We start from the raw sequence: 19,252 nt of genomic DNA, 5'->3' as shown, positions 1-19,252 counted from the left end.
GCGCAGAGCGCCCGCTTGTTCATAACACTTGGCAGGGCTTTATTCGCCGAATGCACCTGCAGCGCCGGGGAATACCACTGGGCTTTCAAAACCGTCTTTACTTACACTGGCTACGCCAAAGAAATAGTTGTCGATCACTACATTGTCCAGTGTAAAGCTGGTGACATCGCCCACAAAGCGGCTGAATTGCCATTGCGGGGCGTCGGTGTAGCGCCAGTAAATTTTATAGCCGGCAAGGTGTGGATTCTGCTTGGCATCAAGGGCGTCCCAGCTCAGTGTTGTTGAGGGTTGTACCGCGCCTTTAATGCTTACATTAATCGGCGGGTTTGGCGCCCACGCCATACTGGCAAGGCTGGTGGCGTTAAGTGCAGTAAGTTTGGCTGCGTAATCAAAGTTTACGCCATCGATGGTGTCACCGTATTCAATGCCGTCTTCAGTGCGCAGGTCCTGATGCTGGCGATTGTAGTTCTCATTGGTCTCCATGATGCGTACACCCGGGTAACCTAAATCATTAAACGGGCGGTGGTGGCCGCCGCGACCAAAGCGGTCGAGTCGGTAAATCACCATGGTGTCCAGGTTTTCAATGTACCGGTCAGCAATTAAATCAATGTAACGCGCCAGATTGCGGCTGGGAGAGTCGACTTCACCACCCGTGAAGCGACGAACACGCGCGTCGCGCTCGGTTTCTGTTTGGCGAGTACCTTCGGCGAAAATCCGGGCAGTGGTGTTGTTGATAACACCATTAATGCCTTCAATGTTGCCGATCATGTCGTTGTTTAACACAGCCTTAATACGCCAGCCGTCTTTTTGCGCTTGTTCGGCCATAATTCTGCCGCCGAACAGGCCTTGTTCTTCACCCGACAGCGCGGCGTAAACAATACTGCCGTTAAAGCGGTACTGGCTGAGCACACGTGCAGCTTCAAGGGTGCCCGCAACACCCGATGCATTGTCGTTTGCGCCCGGCGAATCTGAAGTGGCATCCATGACGTCTGATACGCGGGAGTCAATGTCGCCCGACATTATGACGTAGCGACCCGGGTCGGTAATGCCGCGCTGAATAGCAATGACACTGACCACTTCAGTCGCGTCAGGGATGCGCTTTTCACCGCTAATGGTGGCCGATTGATAATACACTTCCAGGCAGTTGCCGCAGGCCGCCGAAATCTTTTCGAATTCCTGCTTTATCCATCGGCGGGCTGCGCCAATACCACGCGTGTCTGATTTTGTGTCAGACAGGGTGTGGCGGGTACCAAATCCCACTAATTTGCGGATATCCTGTTCAATCCGTTCGGCTGACACATCGGCTGCAATGTCATGCAGCCTGTCCTGGTCGGTATACGCCAGTTCAGCGCTAAAAGAAGTTGCGCTGCAAAGCAATGCGGCAACTGCGAGTGGAAGTGTTATTTTTTTCATTCTAACCACCTTATTCTGTCGGTTTAGATAAAGGCGTAGGCATCTCCGAACAGATCGTCTTTCGACAGGCCGCGAGCAAAGAAATCATCACGAGCGACTTTGGCCATTTCGAAGCGACCGGCAATGTATACCTGTACGCCAGATAAATCGGCATAGTCTGTCAGTACTGCGTGATGAACCCAGCCTTTACGACCCTGCCAGTCTTCTTCTGCAAACTCTACCACAGGCAAAAAGGTGAAATGCGGGTGGTGAGCGGCTAAAGAAACCAATTCGTCGTGATAGTACAGGTCATCTAAATGGCGGCCACCCCAGTACAGGGTAATGTCGCGGTTAGGATCTTCTTTGAGGGATTGCATCAGAATCGAATAAGCGTAGGAGAAACCCGTGCCACCCGCAATCAGCACAATGGGTTTGTCGGTAGCTTGTAAATAGGCTTCACCATGACCGCCAGAAATGTAGATGGCTTTCTCCTGACGAGCACGCTCAAGGACTTCACCAGCATATTTGTTACCAGGCTCGGCACCGATGTGCAGTTCCAGACGATTGTTGTCGTGAGCAGCATTCGCAATTGAAAACGGGCGCTGGTCTTTTTCACCCATGTGCACCAGCACATACTGACCAGATTTGAAGTCTAATGAAACATCGGGGGTCAGATCGACCCGAAAAACGGTGCTGGTCAGCGGTGCAATGCTTTCCACCTGGCATCTAATTTGTGACATGAAAATAGAATCTCTTTGTGTAAATCAAGGTTATTGGGGCTTACCGGGCATAATGCCCAGTTCATCCCATAGTTCGTCAACACGGCGTTTAACGTCGTCATCCATTACGATAGGCACGCCCCATTCCCGGTCGGTTTCACCTGGCATTTTATTGGTCGCGTCCATACCCATTTTGGAGCCCAAGCCGGAAACCGGTGACGCAAAATCCAGATAATCAATGGGGGTGTTTTCAATCATCACTGTATCACGGGCGGGGTCCATTCGGGTAGTGATTGCCCAAATAACATCCTGCCAATCGCGGGCATTTACGTCGTCGTCACACACAATAACAAACTTGGTATACATGAACTGACGCAGGAACGACCAGACGCCCATCATGACCCGTTTAGCGTGGCCTGGGTACTGTTTCTTCATAGTGACTACCGCCATGCGGTATGAGCAGCCTTCTGGCGGCAAATAGAAATCTACGATTTCCGGGAATTGCTTTTGCAAAATGGGCACGAACACTTCGTTCAGTGCCACACCCAGAATGGCTGGCTCATCTGGCGGACGTCCGGTATACGTCGAGTGGTAAATCGGATTGTCGCGATGGGTGATGTGCGTCACGGTGAACACCGGGAAGTCGTCGACTTCGTTGTAGTAGCCGGTATGGTCGCCGTAAGGCCCTTCAGGTGCCGTTTCATTCGGGTCAATGTAGCCTTCCAGCACATATTCTGCAGAAGCCGGCACTTGCAAGTCGTTGCTGATAGATTTCACGACTTCGGTTTTATCGCCGCGCAACAAGCCGGCAAAGGCGTATTCTGACAAGGTATCTGGCACTGGGGTAACTGCACCTAAAATGGTCGCAGGATCGGCCCCTAAAGCCACAGAGACCGGGTAGGGTTTACCAGGGTATGTCTGACACCATTCGCGGAAATCCAACGCGCCACCGCGATGTGACAACCAGCGCATGATTAATTTGTTTTTGCCGAGTACTTGCTGGCGATAAATACCCAGGTTCTGGCGTTTTTTATGTGGCCCGCGAGTCACTGTCAGGCCCCAGGTAATCAGGGGGGCTACGTCGCCAGGCCAGCAGTGTTGTACGGGAAGCTTGGTCAGGTCCACATCGTCACCGGTGATAACATTGGCCTGACAAGGCGCTTTGCGCACTTCTTTAGCCGGCATGTTCAACACTTGCTTGAATACCGGGAGTTTTTCCCACAGGTCTTTCAGCCCTTTAGGTGGCTCAGGTTCTTTTAAATACGCCAGGAGTTTACCCACTTCCCGAAGAGCTGATACTGAGCTTTGCCCCATGCCCAGCGCCACCCGTTCGGGCGTACCGAACAGATTCATTAATACGGGCGTATCGAACCCCTTAGGGTTTTCAAATAGAAGCGCAGGACCGCCTGCCCGCAGCGTGCGGTCAGCAATTTCGGTCATTTCTAATTTCGTATCGATTGGGTGGGATATGCGAACCAGATCACCATTGGCTTCAAGTTGCCTGATAAAATCCCGAAGATCTTTGTATTTCATTATGAACAAACTCACACTGCTGTAGCTCAGGCAGTATACCATCAAAGCGACCAAGCCGATCACATTGATGCATAACAAAAAACTCGCGATAGCCTGAACAGGATCTACAATTGATGACATGGCCGTTTAATCGGCGCATACTGGCTGTAAATAATAAATTGCCTGGAGACACTATGGCCTTTACCCACGATGTAATTGAAGAGCTGAATTTATTGTTAAAGTTTCCTGCGGAAAGCCTGATGCAGGGACTTAAAATCCACCACGATGCCAGTCAGGCAATCGTAGAAGCCGCTTCCAGACTTTACACTAAAGGGTTAATTACCCAGGTCGACGGCGGTTACCTTACCGATCTTGGTGTCGATGTGGTAGAACACACAAGGCGCATCAACAGTGCCATGTGTATTAAATTTAATTAGGTTTTTATTCCGGCGGCCGATAACCTTTGCATAGATATTGGTCGTCAACAGGATTCATTATGCATACCTTCGTTCGTTCCTCCGTGTTCGCTTTTGTTTGCGCGCTGTTACCCGTGTCGACGGCCAGTGCTCAGGAAGTCAAAGCGGTACAGCTATACACTCAGGACGAATTGATTAACCTGATAAACCGAAACGAGCACCTTGACCGCGTGGTGATGGACCGCTGCCAGTTAAACCAGGATATTGAAGCCCGTGCAGAAGTACTGAAAGTCCCCGCGTATCAATTTTTATGGGGCGATATGTTGGCTTGGGGCGTATGTGTAGAAGCTGACCCGGTTCGGGGTATAGATTTTATGCGTCAGGCTGCAAACCAAGGTTTGCCTGCTGCGCTGGAGCAGCTCGGACGTTACTACAGCAAAGGCACACTGGTGCAGCAGGACAGAAAGCGCGCGGTGATGTTTTTACGCGAAGCTGCCGCGCTTGGGAATTTGAAGGCGCAAATGCAATTAGCTGAGCTATTCATTGATGGCTACGGCAGTCCTTATGACTATCAGGATGCGTATCACTGGTTATACAACGCAATAACCGATGACAAGTCTACCCACTCGCAAATCGCGGTATACCTTACTGAGCTGGAAAAATTAATGCACCCACGGGCAGTGCGAGCCGCCCGCAAACCGTTGGATAGTTAGTTCGACAGGTACCTGTTTGCCGTGAAAAAGCATTAACTACCCAGTTATTTTGATAGAGCTTATTCAAGTTACGAGCAGGTCAATTTTTCATTATTGAAAATTGGTCAATATCGCCGAACCATTTTACTTTCATCTGTAACGTCGAGTTATTAACGTTATGCTGCATAGGAATCATGTGAAGGGAACAATTGATGAAAGTTTTAATTTTCGCTTTGGCTGTATTTTTAAGTTCGTGTTCTCAGGAAAACAGGGGGCAGTGGATAAAGCCTGATTCCGTAACCATTAGTTGCGATGAATACTACAATCTGGAAACAGATCTTGGTGTTTTCACAAACAATGTTTGGAATAAGCATGCTGCTGAGACAGATCCCTGGAAACAGTGTATAGAGAAACGCACGGTAGACGATATTGTCCAATACGGCTGGTCATGGTCCTGGCCTTTTGAACGCCGGGTCATTTATTCCCAACCTCAAATTAAAATAGGTGCTTCTCCCTGGGCGCCTTACCCCCGATTTAACGATGCATTTCCCCTGAAGGTAAGCGAACTTAAGACGCTCAACATAAACCATGAACTTGAAGTGTTGTCCAATGGCGAACACAACAATGTCACAACCATGTGGTTAATATCCGAGCCTTACAAAGGCATTGATGTCAGGTCAGATCTTATTGCTGTAGAAGTAATGATATGGACGTATTCAACTAAAAATCACTTTAAACCAGCGGGTAAACAATATGGTGAGTTTCAGTTCGGCGGTAAGGTTTGGGAAGTGTGGTACCAAGAAGATTGGGATGACAAATCAGGGGTAAATGACAATAAATGGACAAGTTTGTCTTTTCGGTTAAAACAATCATCGATGAAAGTTTCGATACCTGCATTGGTACTATTGCAATTTGCTATTAGTGAAGGATTGATAAGTGAAGATCTCTATATCGCAGATGTCGAGTTGGGCAACGAGGTGATGAGTGGCTCTGGCATGACATGGGTTAAAAAGTTTGCTGTGAATTTTCACTAAACAATCTAACTATTTTTTACGCATTAAGCATAAGTCTGCCATCCTCATCGACCTCCCAGTCATCCCAGATCATCCCGCTTCCCTCGCGTCCTCCCACATTCCCCTCGTCATCCCCGCGAAGGCGGGGACCTAAGATCCCAGGAGCCCCAGATGACAGCGAATCAACAAGCTAACCAGCAACAACACTATCCCACGAACCGTTCTCTATGTTGAGTTCGTACGGTGTAGGAGGTGTCTTTGATATTGCTGACGTAATGCCAGGCGGTGTTGACCTGACCTAAGGTGAACTCAACGCTCATGTAGCCGCGTTGATGCAGGTTGCAGTACTCAACTTCGTCGATGAGCAGTGGCAACGCACGCGCGAGATCTTCGGCTTGTTTGTCGGTTAACCCTAAGTATCCCTCGAAGCCTGGAGAAGTGACCCCTGGCGTGCCGTATTCCACGGCAACGGTGTTACCTGAACTGTCTGCAATTGTGTTTGCCCAGCCATTGTGGGTATCACCGGCCAGTACTACCAGCGATTTACCTTCCTGACTGAAAAGTTTTAGCACTTTATCACGTTCTGCGGCATAACCATCCCAGGCATCGAGGTTGTAGGGAATTTTCACTGATAATCGTTGCTGTTCTTCACGTGTGAGTGTTTGCCCGGCCAGTTGCTTTTGGCGAAGCTCCATCAGTTCTGCGATAACGCCTGGAACGGCCTGACGATTGGTCGTGGCGATGATCTCAGCAGGATAGTGCATCTTACCCATCAGGATCTGCTGGCCCAAAACGTGCCAACGGTTGTTGCCGGAAGCTACGTGTTTCTTTAACCAGTTGAACTGCTCGGAGCCCAGTAAGGTCCGTGCAGGATCATTGATGTCGCATTGGAGTGACTGGAAATCGAAACTACCGTTTGCCAGTTTATAATTTCGCAGCGACAACTGCTCGTCACGTCCGATTACCCTTGTATCCAGCATGTACAGACTTACCAGGTTGCCAAATTCAAAGTAGCGGTAAATCTGTGGATTCTCGTCGCCCATCGGCGGGCGTATCGGGAGCCATTCATAGTAAGCCTGAATGGCAGCGGTGCGACGTGCAAAAAAGTCACCTTCGCCTTCGTTGTGATTTTCAGCGCCAGATAAAAACGTATCGTTGGCGATTTCGTGATCGTCCCATACAGCAATAAAAGGCTTGCGCTGATGCAATAGCTGTAACCCCTTATCACCGCGATATTGTGCGTAGCGCGTACGGTAATCAGTCAGGTTGAGTAGCTCCCCTTCGTTGCCCGGCACAAAACTGCGTCCAATCGCATCAGCATTTGCTGTGGCGTAACCGCCTTTGGGGTACTCGTAAATATAATCTCCCAGATGCAGCACTACGTCGACACTGTTGTCTTTTGCGGCAGCATCGTAGGCATTGAAATAGCCTGCCGGGAAGTTCGCACAGGAGAAAACTGCAAACTTAACGCGGTCTACCACACCGTTATCCAGGGTAAGTGTTTGGCCGGTTGGCGAACGTGTCTCGCTGGTAAAAAAGCGGTAGTAATAACGCTGACCTGCGGGCAGATCCCGCACATCTACTTTTACCGTGAAGTCGCGGCTACGCTCTGTTTTTACAACGCCACTGCGAATGGGGGCAGCAAAGTCAGGAGAGGTGGCCAACTGCCAGCGCACATAACCACTGCTGTTGTTGTTTTCCGGTACTGCCCGTGTCCACAAAATAATTGAATTTGCAGTGGGGTCACCACTGGCAACGCCATGCGTAAAAGTGGCTGCAGGAACATAATCGTCACCGTCTGGCTGGAACGTAGCACCGCATCCGGTTAACTGGGTAGAAATGGCTATACCACCACCAAATAGTGAAGAGAGCTTAATAAACTGTCGTCTGTCCATAACAATACATCTGTGAAGGGCAAAAAAATTTACTTTAACCAAGCTCAAGCGACTTGCCTACCTTCAAACGGCAAAATGCGGTGAATGGTTGAAGTTATCTGTAAAGCGGAGGATAGTGGAAATTCATGAACGGTTTGTGAACAAGTGAGGGTTACAATGGAACTGGGTGCATTTTCGGTAAGTTTGTCGGTAAAGGATATTCATGTATCAAAGGCCTTTTACGAGAAGCTTGGGTTCACCGTGTTCGGCGGTGATATTACTCAGCATTGGCTTATTATGAAAAACGGTGACCACATCTTTGGTCTGTTTCAGGGCATGTTCGAAGGTAATGTACTTACGTTTAATCCGGGTTGGGATCAAAACGCCCGAAACCTGGACAGTTTTACCGATGTCAGAGAGATCGAGGCGCAACTGGTTGCGCAAGGCGTTGAACTGACAAAACCCACCGAGCCAGGCGGGGAAGGGCCGGAAAGCATTGCATTCCTTGACCCCGACGGCAACGCCATTCTTATCGACCAACATCGTTAGCACTGCGTTCTGCAGTCATTAGACATACTTTTTTACAATACTATGTTTAAGGGCAGTAGCCAGTGACGCAAAGTTTGCTTAATGTTGCGATACCCAAAGAGGTATTCATATACGTGCGACAGATGTGCAACATTCACTGCGTCTTTTGGCGGCGTTTTACGTATATGTCCACTAAATACAGATAATACAAGGCACCTAGAATGAAAAAGCTCTTTGCTATGAGTGCAGTTACACTGGCTATTCTGGCTGGATGTAGTGCAGAGCAAGCGAAACAAGTTACCCCTACACAAACCAATGCGGAGGCGGTTGCGCCATCAGTCATTATTTCTGCGAACGACAATCGTCAGTACGATACGTTTACCTTACCCAACAGCGTTGAAGTGATGCTGGTGTCAGATCCCGACGCCGAAAAATCAGCTGCCGCACTGAGTGTTAGCGTTGGTCTGCTGCATGACCCTATGTCTCAACAAGGTATGGCTCACTATCTGGAGCATATGTTGTTTTTGGGGACGGAGCGTTTTCCTGACACCAAAGGTTATACCGACTTTATGACGGCCAATGGCGGTCAGCACAATGCTTATACCTGGCTGGACATCACTAACTACATGTTCAAGGTCAATAACGAGGGCTACCCGGAAGCGCTTGATCGTTTTTCTGATTTCTTTAAGGCCCCTAAGCTTTACCCTGAATATACTGACAAAGAAAAGAACGCGGTAAATGCTGAATGGTCAATGCGCCGCGAAATGGATTTCTTTGGTCAGTTTAAGCTGGCGCGAAACCTGATGGGTGATCACCCGGCGAACCGTTTCCTAATCGGAAACCTGGAAACCCTGGGCGACAAAGAAGGCAGTAAGCTGCACACCGAGACGGTGAACTTCTACGATCAGTATTATTCTGCCAATATTATGAAAGTCGCTATGATCAGCAACCGTCCGCTGAGTGAAATGAAAGCACTGGCTACCCAGTACTTTGGTGACATCAAGAACAAGCAAATTGAAGATCCGGAAGTCACTGACACGCTGGACTTTGCTAAAGTCGGCGGAAAACGTATTCACTATGTGCCAAACGAAGACGTAAAACAGCTGAAAATTGATTTTACTATCACCAATAACAGCGATCAGTATGCGTCAAAGCCTAACAAATACCTGACGTATTTAATTGGTTCAGAGATGCCAGGTACACCTGCCTATCAGTTGAAAGGGATGGGGCTTATTTCCAACCTGGTCGCCAGCGCATCACCTGATATGTATGGGAACTACGGCTCTTTCAGTATTGATATTGATTTAACTGATGCAGGAATGCAAAACCGCGAAGCTATTGTGGCGGTTGTAATGCAATACATCGACCTGATTCGTGAAAAAGGCGTTGATGAGAAGTATTTCAGCGAAATCAAAACCAGCCTGAATAACCAGTTCCGCTTCCTGGAAAAGGCCGATGAATTCGGTTATGTGTCGAATCTGGCCGCGGCAATGCAAAACGTTCCCGCCAAACATGCGGTATCTTCGCCGTACTATTACGAAGCCTTTGATGCTCAGGCTATTAACGACGTACTGGCGCAATTGACACCAGAACACCTGCGTATTTGGTATATCAGTAAAGGCGAGCCGTCGGACAGTCAGCTGCATTTCTACGACGGCAAATACAAGGTTGCCGATATTGGTCAGGAAGAAGTCGCAAGTTGGAAACAAGCGCCGCAAATTCCACTGCAGTTGCCTGCAGTCAACAATTTGCTGCCTGAAAACTTTGAAATTAAAGACACTGGCAGCAAAGCCAAGCCTGAGCTGGTTGTTGATAAAGACGACATTAAAGTTTGGCACTACCCAAGCAAAGCGTTTGCCGATCAGCCGCGCGGCGCCATGGAAATCTATATCAACAACGGTAAAGCCGAAACCGATATTAAAGCGAATGTGCTGACCACGCTTTGGAAAGATTTGTACTCGCTGCAGCAAAGTGCGCTTATGACAGAAGCCAGTATTGCGGGTATGAACCTGAAACTGAACGAAGGTAATGGCTTGAGAATGACTCTGTCAGGCTTTACCGACAAGCAACCACAGCTGTTAAAACAAGCGCTTGGCGCGCTGGTGGTAGACGTCAATGAACAGAACTTTGCCCAGGCGGTAGACCGTTTCATTCGCGGTTTACAAAACCAGGGCAAACAGTTCCCGTTCTATCAGGCATTTGATGCTTATGGTCGTCTGGTCCGTAAAGGTAACTTCAATACTGAGGCGTTGATTGCCACCGCGCAATCGCTCAAGCCTTCAGATTTAACTGCCTATATGCCGGCCTTATTGGGCGAGCATCAGTTACGTGTCTTTGCATTCGGTAACTACGACAGCAAAGATCTGGACAGTGCTGTTGCACAAATTACTGCAGCGTTGCCTGAAGATCGTAAAGCCATTGCGTATGACTACCGCGATTTCTGGAAGCCTCAGCCAGGTGAAAAACTGCTGTGGCAGCAAGATCTCGATGTGGCTGATGTTGCCATTGTTGATGTTTCCGTTCACCCTGAAGCTGGCTTCGAGGCGCAGGCACAGGCATCAGTGTTACGCGGTCATTTCCGCACGGCAGCATTCGATAAATTGCGTACCGAAGAGCAGTTGGCTTATGCCGTAGGTGGCGCAGCGGTGCAAATTGGCGATTACACCGGTTTTGCCATGTACATTCAGACGCCGGTTAAAGATGTAGAGGCTATGCAGGCTCGCTTTGATACCTTCAAGCAGGAGTATGTAGAGCAGCTAAACAGCATGACCGAAGAGACCTTCGCGCAGTTAAAAGCCAGTACATTGGTTACGCTGAAAGAGCCGCCGAAGAACCTGCAGGATGAAGTTACGCCGTTCATGGCTGATTGGTACAAAGAAAACTATGATTTCGACAGTAAGGAAAAGCTCATTGCCGCCGTTGAAAATGTGACGTTGGAAGGATTAAAAGACTTCTACGCTAAAACCATGCTGAACAAAGACGCAGCAAGAGTGTCTGTACAAATGCGCGGTGCAAAATTTGCCGATAAGCCATTTGCAGGCCTGGAAGGCGCGAAACCGATTGCTGACATGGCAACATTCCACAGCAATATGAAAACCCAATAACGTTAGTCATTTCGCGTTTTACGTGTTGTATTGAAAAGGCCTGCTGATTCAGCGGGCCTTTTTATTTGGTAAAAAATAAAAGGGCACACGCTTTGAAGGCAAGCTGTTATACTGCAAACAGACTATAAGGAAGATCCATATATTATGAGTAAAGATCCGCATTTCGAGCGGGAAAAATCCAAATACGACAATCCAGTCGCCAGCCGTGAATATTTGCTGGAAACACTGAAAAAATACGGCAAACCCATGTCCTTTATGGATATTTGCCACAGTGTGAATGCGCTGGACGAAGACAGTCGTATTGGTATTCAACGCCGTTTACGCGCCATGGAGCGCGAAGGGCAAATTCAATTTACTAAACAAAAGCGTTATGCGGTGCTGCAACAAGAGCAGCTGTTTCGTGGACGCGTGATTGGCCATCGCGATGGTTACGGCTTTCTGCGACCAGAAGACAAATCCGGCGACTTGTTTATTAGCGCAGGGCAAATGCAAAACCTGTTGCATGATGATTTTGTTGAAGCCAGAGAAAGTGGTACCGACAGGCGAGGTAAGCGCGAAGCCTTTATCAATCAGGTTATCGAACCGCGCAAAGAGCCCATTGTTGGCCGCTATTTCACCGAACAAGGTATGGGCGTTGTTATTCCTGACGACAGCCGAATTAATCATGAGATCATCATCCCGCCTGAGCATGCCCACGGCGCACGTCAGGGGCACGTGGTTGTTGTTGAGATCACGCAGCGACCGCGTCGACGGGTAAATCCGGTTGGGCGCATTGTTGAAGTGCTCGGCGAGCATATGGCGCCGGGCATGGAAATCGAAATGGCCCTGCGCACGTTCGATATCCCGCATCAGTGGCCAAAAGGCGTTACCCGCCAAATTGAAGGGTTGGGTGATACCGTAGACGAAGAAGCAAAAGCCGGACGTATCGACTTACGCCAACTACCGCTGGTCACCATTGACGGTGAAGATGCACGTGACTTCGACGACGCGGTATTTTGTGAGCCGTTGGATGACGGTGGCTGGCAGCTTTGGGTCGCCATTGCCGATGTCAGTCAGTACGTGCGAATGGGCACAGCTTTAGACACAGAAGCGCTGAACCGGGGTAACTCAGTATACTTCCCGGACCAGGTTGTCCCCATGCTGCCAGAAGTGCTGTCGAACGGGTTGTGTTCACTCAATCCGGAAGTAGACCGCTTGTGTATGGTGTGCGAAATGACCATCAGTCCACAAGGGCAGCTCAAGCAATACCAGTTTTATGAAGCAGTGATGAATTCTCACGCGCGCTTCACTTACACCAAAGTCTGGCAAATTCTGCAGGGCGACAAAGAGCTCCATCAGCGTTACGAAACCTTTGTACCGCATTTACGCAATCTGCATGATTTGTATCGCGCCCTGAAAAAAGCGCGTGGTTTGCGTGGTGCCATTGAGTTTGAAACCCAGGAAAGTAAATTCGTGTTCAATGCACAGCGCAAAATTGAAAATATTGTGCCTATTGAGCGCAATGATGCGCATAAGCTCATTGAAGAATGCATGATCATGGCTAATGTGAGTGCCGCCCAGTTTATTGAGGCAAATAAAGCGCATGCGCTGTTCCGGGTGCACGACAAACCCGATGCCGACAGACTGGCCGCGTTTACCGCTTACTTGGGTGAAATTGGCATTCCACACCGTATTACTGATGGCGCGGTGCCTGCTGATTTTACCGACGTGGTATCGAAAACACTGTACCGGCCTGATCAGGAATTGATCCAAACCATGTTATTGCGGTCTATGAAGCAGGCCATATATGACGGTGAGAATATCGGCCACTTTGGGTTGGCGCTCGACGCCTATGCCCACTTTACTTCACCCATACGGCGTTACCCGGACTTAGTTGTTCACCGAACAATTAAAGCAATTCTGAAGAAACAAGGGCAGACGGTGCACGGTGCTAAAGCTTACAGCGCAGAGGAAATTGAGCAGCTTGGTGAGCAGTGTTCTATGACCGAGCGTCGAGCGGATGACGCCACCCGGGACGTTGCAGACTGGCTCAAATGTGAATTCATGCAGGACCATGTTGGCGAGACCTTTGAAGGGGTCGTCAGCTCGGTAACCGGTTTTGGTATTTTTGTGCGGATCACCGAATACCATATCGACGGACTGGTGCACATTACCTCACTGGATGACGACTACTATCGCTATGATGATGTAAAACAATGCCTGGCTGGTGACAGCGGCGCGCGTCAATACCGATTAGGCGATCAACTACAGGTAAAAGTCGCTGCAGTAAATCTGGATGAGCGTAAAATTGACCTTATCCTCGACAATAAATGGTTAAAAGCGACGACCGGTAAAAAGGTCAAAGTCGTGAAGAAACGGGAACCTCGCAAAACGGCCGACGCCAAAGGCAGTCGAGGCACACCCAAATCCGCCCCGCCACCGAAAAAGCGAGGCTCAAAGAAACCCAATAAGAACAAAGGTAAACGACGTTAATGGCACAGCAAGAGTGGCTTTATGGTCTGCATGCATTGCAGGCTGTGATCGACAAAGAACCCGAACGGTTAATTGAAATCATGGTCCTTAAAGGACGTGATGATGCACGCTTACAATCTATTGTGAATACCGCGCGCCGTATGGGGGTGTCTGTACAATTCTGTAACCGCAAGGTGCTGGATGACAAAGTAAATGGTGAACAGCACCAGGGAATTGTTGCCCGGGCAAAGCCGGCGAAAACCCTGGACGAAAGTGATCTGGACTATTTGCTGGATAATACCGATTCTCCCCTGTTATTGTTTTTGGACGGCGTGACAGACCCTCACAACATTGGGGCCTGTTTACGAACCGCTGATGCAGCGGGCGCGCACGCCGTAGTTGTGCCAAAGGATAAATCTGGCGGGCTGACTGCTACCGCGCGGAAAGTGGCGTGTGGCGCAGCCGAAGTGGTGCCCTTCATTCAGGTGACAAACTTGTCTCGTACGCTTAAACACATTCAGCAAAAGGGTGTCTGGGTTATCGGCACCGCAGGCGAAGCAGAACAGCTGATTTACGACTGTAAACTGACCGGTCCAATGGCACTGGTGATGGGCGCAGAAGGTAAAGGTATGCGACGTCTTACCCGGGAACATTGCGATGAGCTGGTTAAACTCCCCATGGCGGGCAGCGTTTCTAGCCTGAACGTATCGGTCGCAACGGGTGTTTGTTTGTATGAAATCGTGCGCCAGCGCACGGCAAATTAATAGATACCCAATGACACCGGCGGCACTGAAAAAGTGGTTGAAAGCGGTTGATGAACCCCATGTGATCATGGGGTACGGCAGCCTGATGAATGCCGATTCGCGCCATCGCCATTCCAATATCCCTCATCATGGCATTGCCGTCAGTGTGCTCGGATTTGAACGGGCGTGGGTAACACGCTCATTGCCTGAGAAACAAACCTATGTCGGTGCGTATCAACAGGCCGATGCCTGGTTAAATGCGCAGTTAGTACCGTCACACCTCGACCCCAGTATTCAACAACGCGAACAGGACTATCGCTTTACACGGGTAAGCGAGGCGCAACTTTGCTTGCCCTACGATGCAGAGGTGAACGAGACTCTTGCATCCTGGTTGTCTGAACGGGACCTGTGGATATGCGAAACGCTGGATATCCATCCGGCAACCAATGACTTCCCGGTCAATCAATCTTACATCGATACGTGTCTGGCGGGTTGCCTGGAGCTGGGCGGCGAAGCGGCAGCACGCGAATTCATTCACTCTACAAAAGCCTGGAATCATCCACGAGTTAATGACCGGTCGTCCCCCAATTACCCCAGAGCTGCGCGGGTCAGTGCGGCGCAGCACACTATCATCGACGGGTTGTTACGTGAATACGGTTATTGAATCAGGGCGCGTGCGCTTTCGTCAGCTAACCACAGAGGATGTGGATTTCGTGCTGGCAATTACCAGCGATCCGGACTGGCTCTACTTTATTGGCGATCGCGGGGTAAAAGAGCCCGACGAAGCCAAACAATATATCAATACGTCAAGTAGCAGTTTCTCCCAGCAAGGCTTTGGCCTCTGGGTAGTTGAGATTGATGTGGTAGAAGGCGATAGCCGCATTGGCTTATGTGGTTTTCTGCATCGCTCGTTTTTAGATTGCCCGGATCTCGGCTATGCATTTCTGCCACATGGCAGAGGACAGGGCTTGGCATTAGAGGCGGTGACGTTAGCCCTCAGATGGGCCGCAAAGTCCGGGCTTAATTCTCAGATCAGCGCGATCTGCCGTTGCGACAATACTCGTTCTTTGCACTTACTGGAAAAAGCCGGCTTCACCGCCATGGGCAAGTTTTTTCAGCGGGATGTACCTTCCCACCAGTTTTTTCTGAAAACGATTGAACCTGAATAAGTCCTGATTCAAGGAACATTTTCTGTCAATGTCGCTCTAAAAAGCGGTTGCTACCCATTCGTCCAGGCATTGAGTTGTTTCTGATTTTGTTACAAATGAACGGTTTACAATGATTCTGGCTAAGGTAGTTTACGTTAAATGTTCAAATTACGGTTGGCTGGTTGTTACGTTGCAGGCCATCAATTTTTTCCACAACGTGTTTATCAAAAGGAATTGAAATGACTCTTAAAAAAACGTCATCAACACTGGCTTTTGCTGTCCTGGTGTCACTGTCGTTACCGCTACAGGCATTGCCAGACAGCGTCGGAATCAGCTCCGACATCAACGCCGAATTGCTCGATGAGCACTTTAAGCAAGGTGATTACGAATTCGTTATTTCAGCGCTGGAAGACACCAATTCAAAGACACCTGAGCAATACAACATGCTTATATCTGCGCTTATGAATACCGATCTGGATGATGCAGAAGAGATTGCCGAAGAATTTATAGCGCACTACAAAGACGATTACAGAGCCTATCACACGCATGCCAGCGTAATGGGCGCGCAGGCATCGAGCAGCATTTTCTCTGCGTTAGGCTATGCGGAAAAAGCGAAACACAGTTTAGAAGCGGCGATCACCGTTGCGCCGGAAGAAGTAAACGTCTATCAGGCACTGATGCAGTTTCATTTAATGGCCCCCTCTATTGCTGGCGGTGATATGGAAGAGGCCGAGAAACTGGCCGACAAAATCGCTACGCTCGATGCGCTTGAGGGGCAGTTTGCGAAAGCGAAGTTTTATCTCGAAGATGAACAAACGGAAAAGGCCAGTGCTATCTATGAATCACTCTCTCAGCAAGACGAGACGAAAATACGTGCCAGCTACGAATTAGGCAGTTTTTATCTCTCAGATGAGCGCTACGAGGACGCGTTTAATGCGTTATCTGCACTGCTAACGGCGTCGGTTGTGTCCGTTGAAGATACTGAGTCGGAAGCGTGGGAAGCCTATGAAAAGAACAAAAGCAATTTGCTCTATGGAAAGTACCGCCTTGGTCAGCTTGCAGTAGAGAGTGGTGACTATACCCAAAGCGGAATAACTGCACTTGAGCAATACGTTGAAGAATATAACGCGACCAATATCGAAACGACCCATTTACCCAGTTTGAACTGGGCACACTTGCGCTTGGCCGAGCTGCGCTTAAATGCCAATGATGTCGAACAAGCCAAAAATGCCCTGGCGTCAATCCAAGGAGAGGAAGACAAGCGCTTTGCAAAAATTTTGAAAGGCCTGAAAAAGCAACTAAACAAGAAGGCTTAGGAGGTTCAAAAGCCAACTTGTCGTTTCAGGCGCTGTGGAATGCACAAGGTTAGAACGAACTTTCACTGCATACGTATTCTTATTGAGGGCAAAGCGGATAGCACCTAGGGTTGTTATCTCTTTTATTGCCAGGAATTCGAATCATGTTTGCCATACTGAGTCGCTTTTTGCGTTTTACCGTGCTTGCCGTGGCGTTGTGTTGTCCGTTCAAACTCATGGCGCAGCCTGATTTACAGGCCGACACTTTTGTACACCTGTTTGAATGGCGCTGGCCTGACATTGCAACTGAATGTGAGGCGTTTCTTGGGCCACATGGCTACAGCGCCGTGCAGGTATCGCCGCCGAGTGAACACAGAGCCGGTTCACAATGGTGGACGCGTTATCAACCGGTTAGCTATGCATTAATAAGTCGCAGTGGCAATCGTGCTGAATTCATCGATATGGTACAGCGGTGTAAAGCGGTTGGTGTGGATATCTACGTTGATGCAGTGATCAATCATATGGCTGCAGGCAGTGGTCGCAGTCTCACCGGAACCGCATTTGAACGAAAGCAATTCCCTGATTTTACCCCCAAAGATTTTCACATGGATTGCGGTATTACTAATTACCGGGACCGGGACAATGTTCAACAATGTGAATTGGTTGGTCTCGCCGATCTCAAAACCGAAGATCCGCAAGTACAGGCGCGTATTGCCGGGTATTTGAGTGATTTGGTTAACATTGGCGTGGCAGGATTTCGTATTGATGCGTCCAAGCATATGCCTGCGCGCGACATAAAACAGATATTGGAGCAGGTAGAAGGCGAGCCATGGGTATTTCAGGAAGTCATCGACCAGGGCGGTGAGCCTATACGCGCTTCGGAATATACCGGCAATGGCGCTGTCACTGAATTTAACTATTCGCTGGCCATTGGAGAGGCTTTTAGCCGTGGGTCGCTGGCTTCACTACACCAACTGGTGGGAACGGGGCAGTGGTTAGCTTCTGGCGACGCTGTGGTGTTTGTCGATAACCATGATAATCAGCGTGGACACGGCGGCGGTGGTCATGTCATTACTTTTGAAGACGGCCGGTTATATGACTTAGCCAACGTCTTCATGCTCGCCTGGCCTTATGGTTATCCTAAAGTGATGTCGAGTTATGCATTTGACGGTGATACCGACGCCGGGCCGCCTGGTGTGAATGTGCACGGTGATGCAAAACCCGCTTGTTTTAACAATGCATGGCAATGTGAACATCGCCGGCCCTATATCGCAGGCGCGGTGGATTTCAGACGCAATACGTCTGCGCATGCAGACGTTACAAACTGGTGGGACAATGGCAGTGACCAGATTGCATTTGGCCGGGGGAGCAGCGGCTATGTGGTTATTAATGCCAGTGAGCAGCGCCTTAACAAAACGCTGTTGACCTCTCTGCCGGAAGGACGGTATTGCAATGCACTGACCGGCGGCTTGGATACAAAAAAGCCGCAGTGTACCGGAGGGGAAATTGTGATTGACGACGCCGGGCAATTAAAGCTGTCGCTACCTGCAATGCAGGCCGTTGCTATCCATCACAACGCACGGCTAACCTCAGACTAAACCCGGCGTCTGGCTTATAAAAACAAGGGGAAGCTCTATGAACCAAACATATTCACTCACTAATAAGGTAGCCATCGTAACCGGCGGCGGTAAAGGCCTTGGTCGCACTATCACCGAATATTTACTGGCTGAAGGGATGTCAGTGGCCATCTGTGGCCGGACTGAAAAAACGATTACAGGTACCGTTGATGATTTGTCCGAACGATTTGGCAACCGCCTGTTTGGCGCGGTGTGCGATGTGAGTGATGCCAGCGAGACCGCAAACTTTGTGCAACAGGTTATTCGACAGTTTGGCAGCGTACATGTGTTGATCAACAACAGTGGTTTTGGCAAGGAAACCCGGGTGTGGGAAACACCTGAAGCCGACTGGGATGAGGTAATGAATACCAACGTGAAAGGGACCTTTCTGATGTGTAAAGAGACGGTGCCTGCAATGATTGAAAATCGCGAGGGATACATTATTAATATTGCTTCACAGGCCGCGTTGAATGGCTATGCGAAAGCCGGCGTGTATTGCGCGTCGAAGTTTGCCATGGTGGGCCTTGGAAAGGCATTGCAGGAGGAAGTGCGTGAATATGGTATCCATGTACATTCGCTAAACCCTGCACTAATCCAGTCATCACGTCAACCTGATGAAGCCATTGACGATGGTCTGATTCAAAATGAAGATATTGCGGGCATGGTTGTGTATCTGCTGCAACAGCCAAGACGATTGAAGATCGATAATATTGGCTTATGGGGGTTTTAGCTAAAAGTTGCAGGTAGAG

At 49.3% G+C, this 19,252-nt stretch carries 16 protein-coding genes; 12 read left to right on the top strand and 4 right to left on the bottom strand.

The genetic code is table 11. From position 1 onward, the window contains the following. Positions 1-39: 39 nt before the first annotated feature. From BUB81_RS07580 to ubiD, 3 genes are read right to left on the bottom strand one after another with little or no spacing between them, the layout of a single operon-like run. On the bottom strand, positions 40-1,413 hold the full coding sequence (locus tag BUB81_RS07580) for a M28 family metallopeptidase (RefSeq protein WP_073320650.1): 1,374 nt from the start codon (positions 1,411-1,413) through the stop codon (positions 40-42). A gap of 23 nt (positions 1,414-1,436) precedes the next feature. Further along, positions 1,437-2,132 (bottom strand): NAD(P)H-flavin reductase, encoded by a 696-nt coding sequence (gene fre, locus BUB81_RS07575; RefSeq protein ID WP_073320647.1) that lies wholly within the window; start codon positions 2,130-2,132, stop codon positions 1,437-1,439. A gap of 30 nt (positions 2,133-2,162) precedes the next feature. Further along, the gene (ubiD, locus tag BUB81_RS07570; RefSeq protein ID WP_073321115.1) at positions 2,163-3,644 is read right to left on the bottom strand and encodes a 4-hydroxy-3-polyprenylbenzoate decarboxylase; all 1,482 of its coding nucleotides are present in this window, start codon (positions 3,642-3,644) and stop codon (positions 2,163-2,165) included. 173 nt (positions 3,645-3,817) lie between these two features. Between ubiD and BUB81_RS07565 the strand changes: the two genes are divergently transcribed. From BUB81_RS07565 to BUB81_RS07555, 3 genes are all read left to right on the top strand, one after another. Continuing rightward, positions 3,818-4,060, top strand: a complete 243-nt coding sequence (locus BUB81_RS07565) for a TIGR02647 family protein (RefSeq protein ID WP_073320644.1) — start codon at positions 3,818-3,820, stop codon at positions 4,058-4,060. Between the two features lie 59 nt (positions 4,061-4,119). Beyond that, on the top strand, positions 4,120-4,752 hold the full coding sequence (locus tag BUB81_RS07560) for a tetratricopeptide repeat protein (RefSeq protein ID WP_073320641.1): 633 nt from the start codon (positions 4,120-4,122) through the stop codon (positions 4,750-4,752). Positions 4,753-4,943: 191 nt separating this feature from the next. Continuing rightward, a complete protein-coding gene (locus BUB81_RS07555) occupies positions 4,944-5,765 on the top strand; it encodes a GH12 family glycosyl hydrolase domain-containing protein (protein WP_073320638.1) in 822 nt (273 codons plus the stop codon). A 185-nt stretch (positions 5,766-5,950) separates the two neighbouring features. Here the strand turns inward: BUB81_RS07555 and BUB81_RS07550 are convergent, their stop codons facing one another. Further along, positions 5,951-7,639, bottom strand: a complete 1,689-nt coding sequence (locus tag BUB81_RS07550; protein WP_073321112.1) for an alkaline phosphatase D family protein — start codon at positions 7,637-7,639, stop codon at positions 5,951-5,953. A gap of 156 nt (positions 7,640-7,795) precedes the next feature. On the opposite strand from BUB81_RS07550, the gene BUB81_RS07545 reads away from it, so the two are divergent. The 9 genes from BUB81_RS07545 to BUB81_RS07505 all read left to right on the top strand — a co-directional run bounded on the left by BUB81_RS07545 (position 7,796) and on the right by BUB81_RS07505 (position 19,233). After that, positions 7,796-8,167, top strand: coding sequence for a VOC family protein (locus BUB81_RS07545; RefSeq protein ID WP_073320635.1), 372 nt, complete (start codon positions 7,796-7,798; stop codon positions 8,165-8,167). 200 nt (positions 8,168-8,367) lie between these two features. After that, a complete protein-coding gene (locus BUB81_RS07540) occupies positions 8,368-11,250 on the top strand; it encodes an insulinase family protein (protein ID WP_073320632.1) in 2,883 nt (960 codons plus the stop codon). Positions 11,251-11,394: 144 nt separating this feature from the next. After that, the gene (gene rnr, locus BUB81_RS07535; RefSeq protein WP_073320629.1) at positions 11,395-13,722 is read left to right on the top strand and encodes a ribonuclease R; all 2,328 of its coding nucleotides are present in this window, start codon (positions 11,395-11,397) and stop codon (positions 13,720-13,722) included. Further along, positions 13,722-14,465: a 23S rRNA (guanosine(2251)-2'-O)-methyltransferase RlmB gene (gene rlmB / locus BUB81_RS07530; RefSeq protein ID WP_073320626.1), complete on the top strand. Its 744-nt coding sequence runs from the start codon at positions 13,722-13,724 to the stop codon at positions 14,463-14,465. Before rnr ends, rlmB begins: the two co-directional genes overlap by 1 nt. Positions 14,466-14,475: 10 nt before the next feature. After that, positions 14,476-15,108 carry a gamma-glutamylcyclotransferase gene (locus BUB81_RS07525; RefSeq protein WP_073320623.1) on the top strand — a complete coding sequence of 211 codons (633 nt, stop codon included), beginning with the start codon at positions 14,476-14,478 and terminating at the stop codon, positions 15,106-15,108. Beyond that, on the top strand, positions 15,092-15,613 hold the full coding sequence (locus tag BUB81_RS07520) for a GNAT family N-acetyltransferase (RefSeq protein ID WP_073320620.1): 522 nt from the start codon (positions 15,092-15,094) through the stop codon (positions 15,611-15,613). Before BUB81_RS07525 ends, BUB81_RS07520 begins: the two co-directional genes overlap by 17 nt. Positions 15,614-15,831: 218 nt before the next feature. Continuing rightward, complete coding sequence (locus BUB81_RS07515; protein WP_073320617.1) at positions 15,832-16,908, top strand: tetratricopeptide repeat protein; 1,077 nt, start codon at positions 15,832-15,834, stop codon at positions 16,906-16,908. A gap of 143 nt (positions 16,909-17,051) precedes the next feature. Beyond that, positions 17,052-18,485: an alpha-amylase gene (locus tag BUB81_RS07510; RefSeq protein WP_073320614.1), complete on the top strand. Its 1,434-nt coding sequence runs from the start codon at positions 17,052-17,054 to the stop codon at positions 18,483-18,485. A gap of 37 nt (positions 18,486-18,522) precedes the next feature. Continuing rightward, a complete protein-coding gene (locus tag BUB81_RS07505; protein ID WP_073320610.1) occupies positions 18,523-19,233 on the top strand; it encodes an SDR family oxidoreductase in 711 nt (236 codons plus the stop codon). The last annotated feature ends 19 nt before the right edge of the window (positions 19,234-19,252 follow it).

This window comes from Marisediminitalea aggregata, assembly GCF_900129565.1.
GTDB lineage: Bacteria > Pseudomonadota > Gammaproteobacteria > Enterobacterales > Alteromonadaceae > Alteromonas > Alteromonas aggregata.
This window is presented reverse-complemented; position numbering and strand designations above follow the sequence as displayed.

Coding starts and splice junctions, on each gene's coding strand:
- BUB81_RS07580 (WP_073320650.1), bottom strand. CDS start 1,413: ATGAAAAAAATAACACTTCCACTCGCAGTTGCCGCATTGCTTTGCAGC.
- fre (WP_073320647.1), bottom strand. CDS start 2,132: ATGTCACAAATTAGATGCCAGGTGGAAAGCATTGCACCGCTGACCAGC.
- ubiD (WP_073321115.1), bottom strand. CDS start 3,644: ATGAAATACAAAGATCTTCGGGATTTTATCAGGCAACTTGAAGCCAAT.
- BUB81_RS07565 (WP_073320644.1), top strand. CDS start 3,818: ATGGCCTTTACCCACGATGTAATTGAAGAGCTGAATTTATTGTTAAAG.
- BUB81_RS07560 (WP_073320641.1), top strand. CDS start 4,120: ATGCATACCTTCGTTCGTTCCTCCGTGTTCGCTTTTGTTTGCGCGCTG.
- BUB81_RS07555 (WP_073320638.1), top strand. CDS start 4,944: ATGAAAGTTTTAATTTTCGCTTTGGCTGTATTTTTAAGTTCGTGTTCT.
- BUB81_RS07550 (WP_073321112.1), bottom strand. CDS start 7,639: ATGGACAGACGACAGTTTATTAAGCTCTCTTCACTATTTGGTGGTGGT.
- BUB81_RS07545 (WP_073320635.1), top strand. CDS start 7,796: ATGGAACTGGGTGCATTTTCGGTAAGTTTGTCGGTAAAGGATATTCAT.
- BUB81_RS07540 (WP_073320632.1), top strand. CDS start 8,368: ATGAAAAAGCTCTTTGCTATGAGTGCAGTTACACTGGCTATTCTGGCT.
- rnr (WP_073320629.1), top strand. CDS start 11,395: ATGAGTAAAGATCCGCATTTCGAGCGGGAAAAATCCAAATACGACAAT.
- rlmB (WP_073320626.1), top strand. CDS start 13,722: ATGGCACAGCAAGAGTGGCTTTATGGTCTGCATGCATTGCAGGCTGTG.
- BUB81_RS07525 (WP_073320623.1), top strand. CDS start 14,476: ATGACACCGGCGGCACTGAAAAAGTGGTTGAAAGCGGTTGATGAACCC.
- BUB81_RS07515 (WP_073320617.1), top strand. CDS start 15,832: ATGACTCTTAAAAAAACGTCATCAACACTGGCTTTTGCTGTCCTGGTG.
- BUB81_RS07510 (WP_073320614.1), top strand. CDS start 17,052: ATGTTTGCCATACTGAGTCGCTTTTTGCGTTTTACCGTGCTTGCCGTG.
- BUB81_RS07505 (WP_073320610.1), top strand. CDS start 18,523: ATGAACCAAACATATTCACTCACTAATAAGGTAGCCATCGTAACCGGC.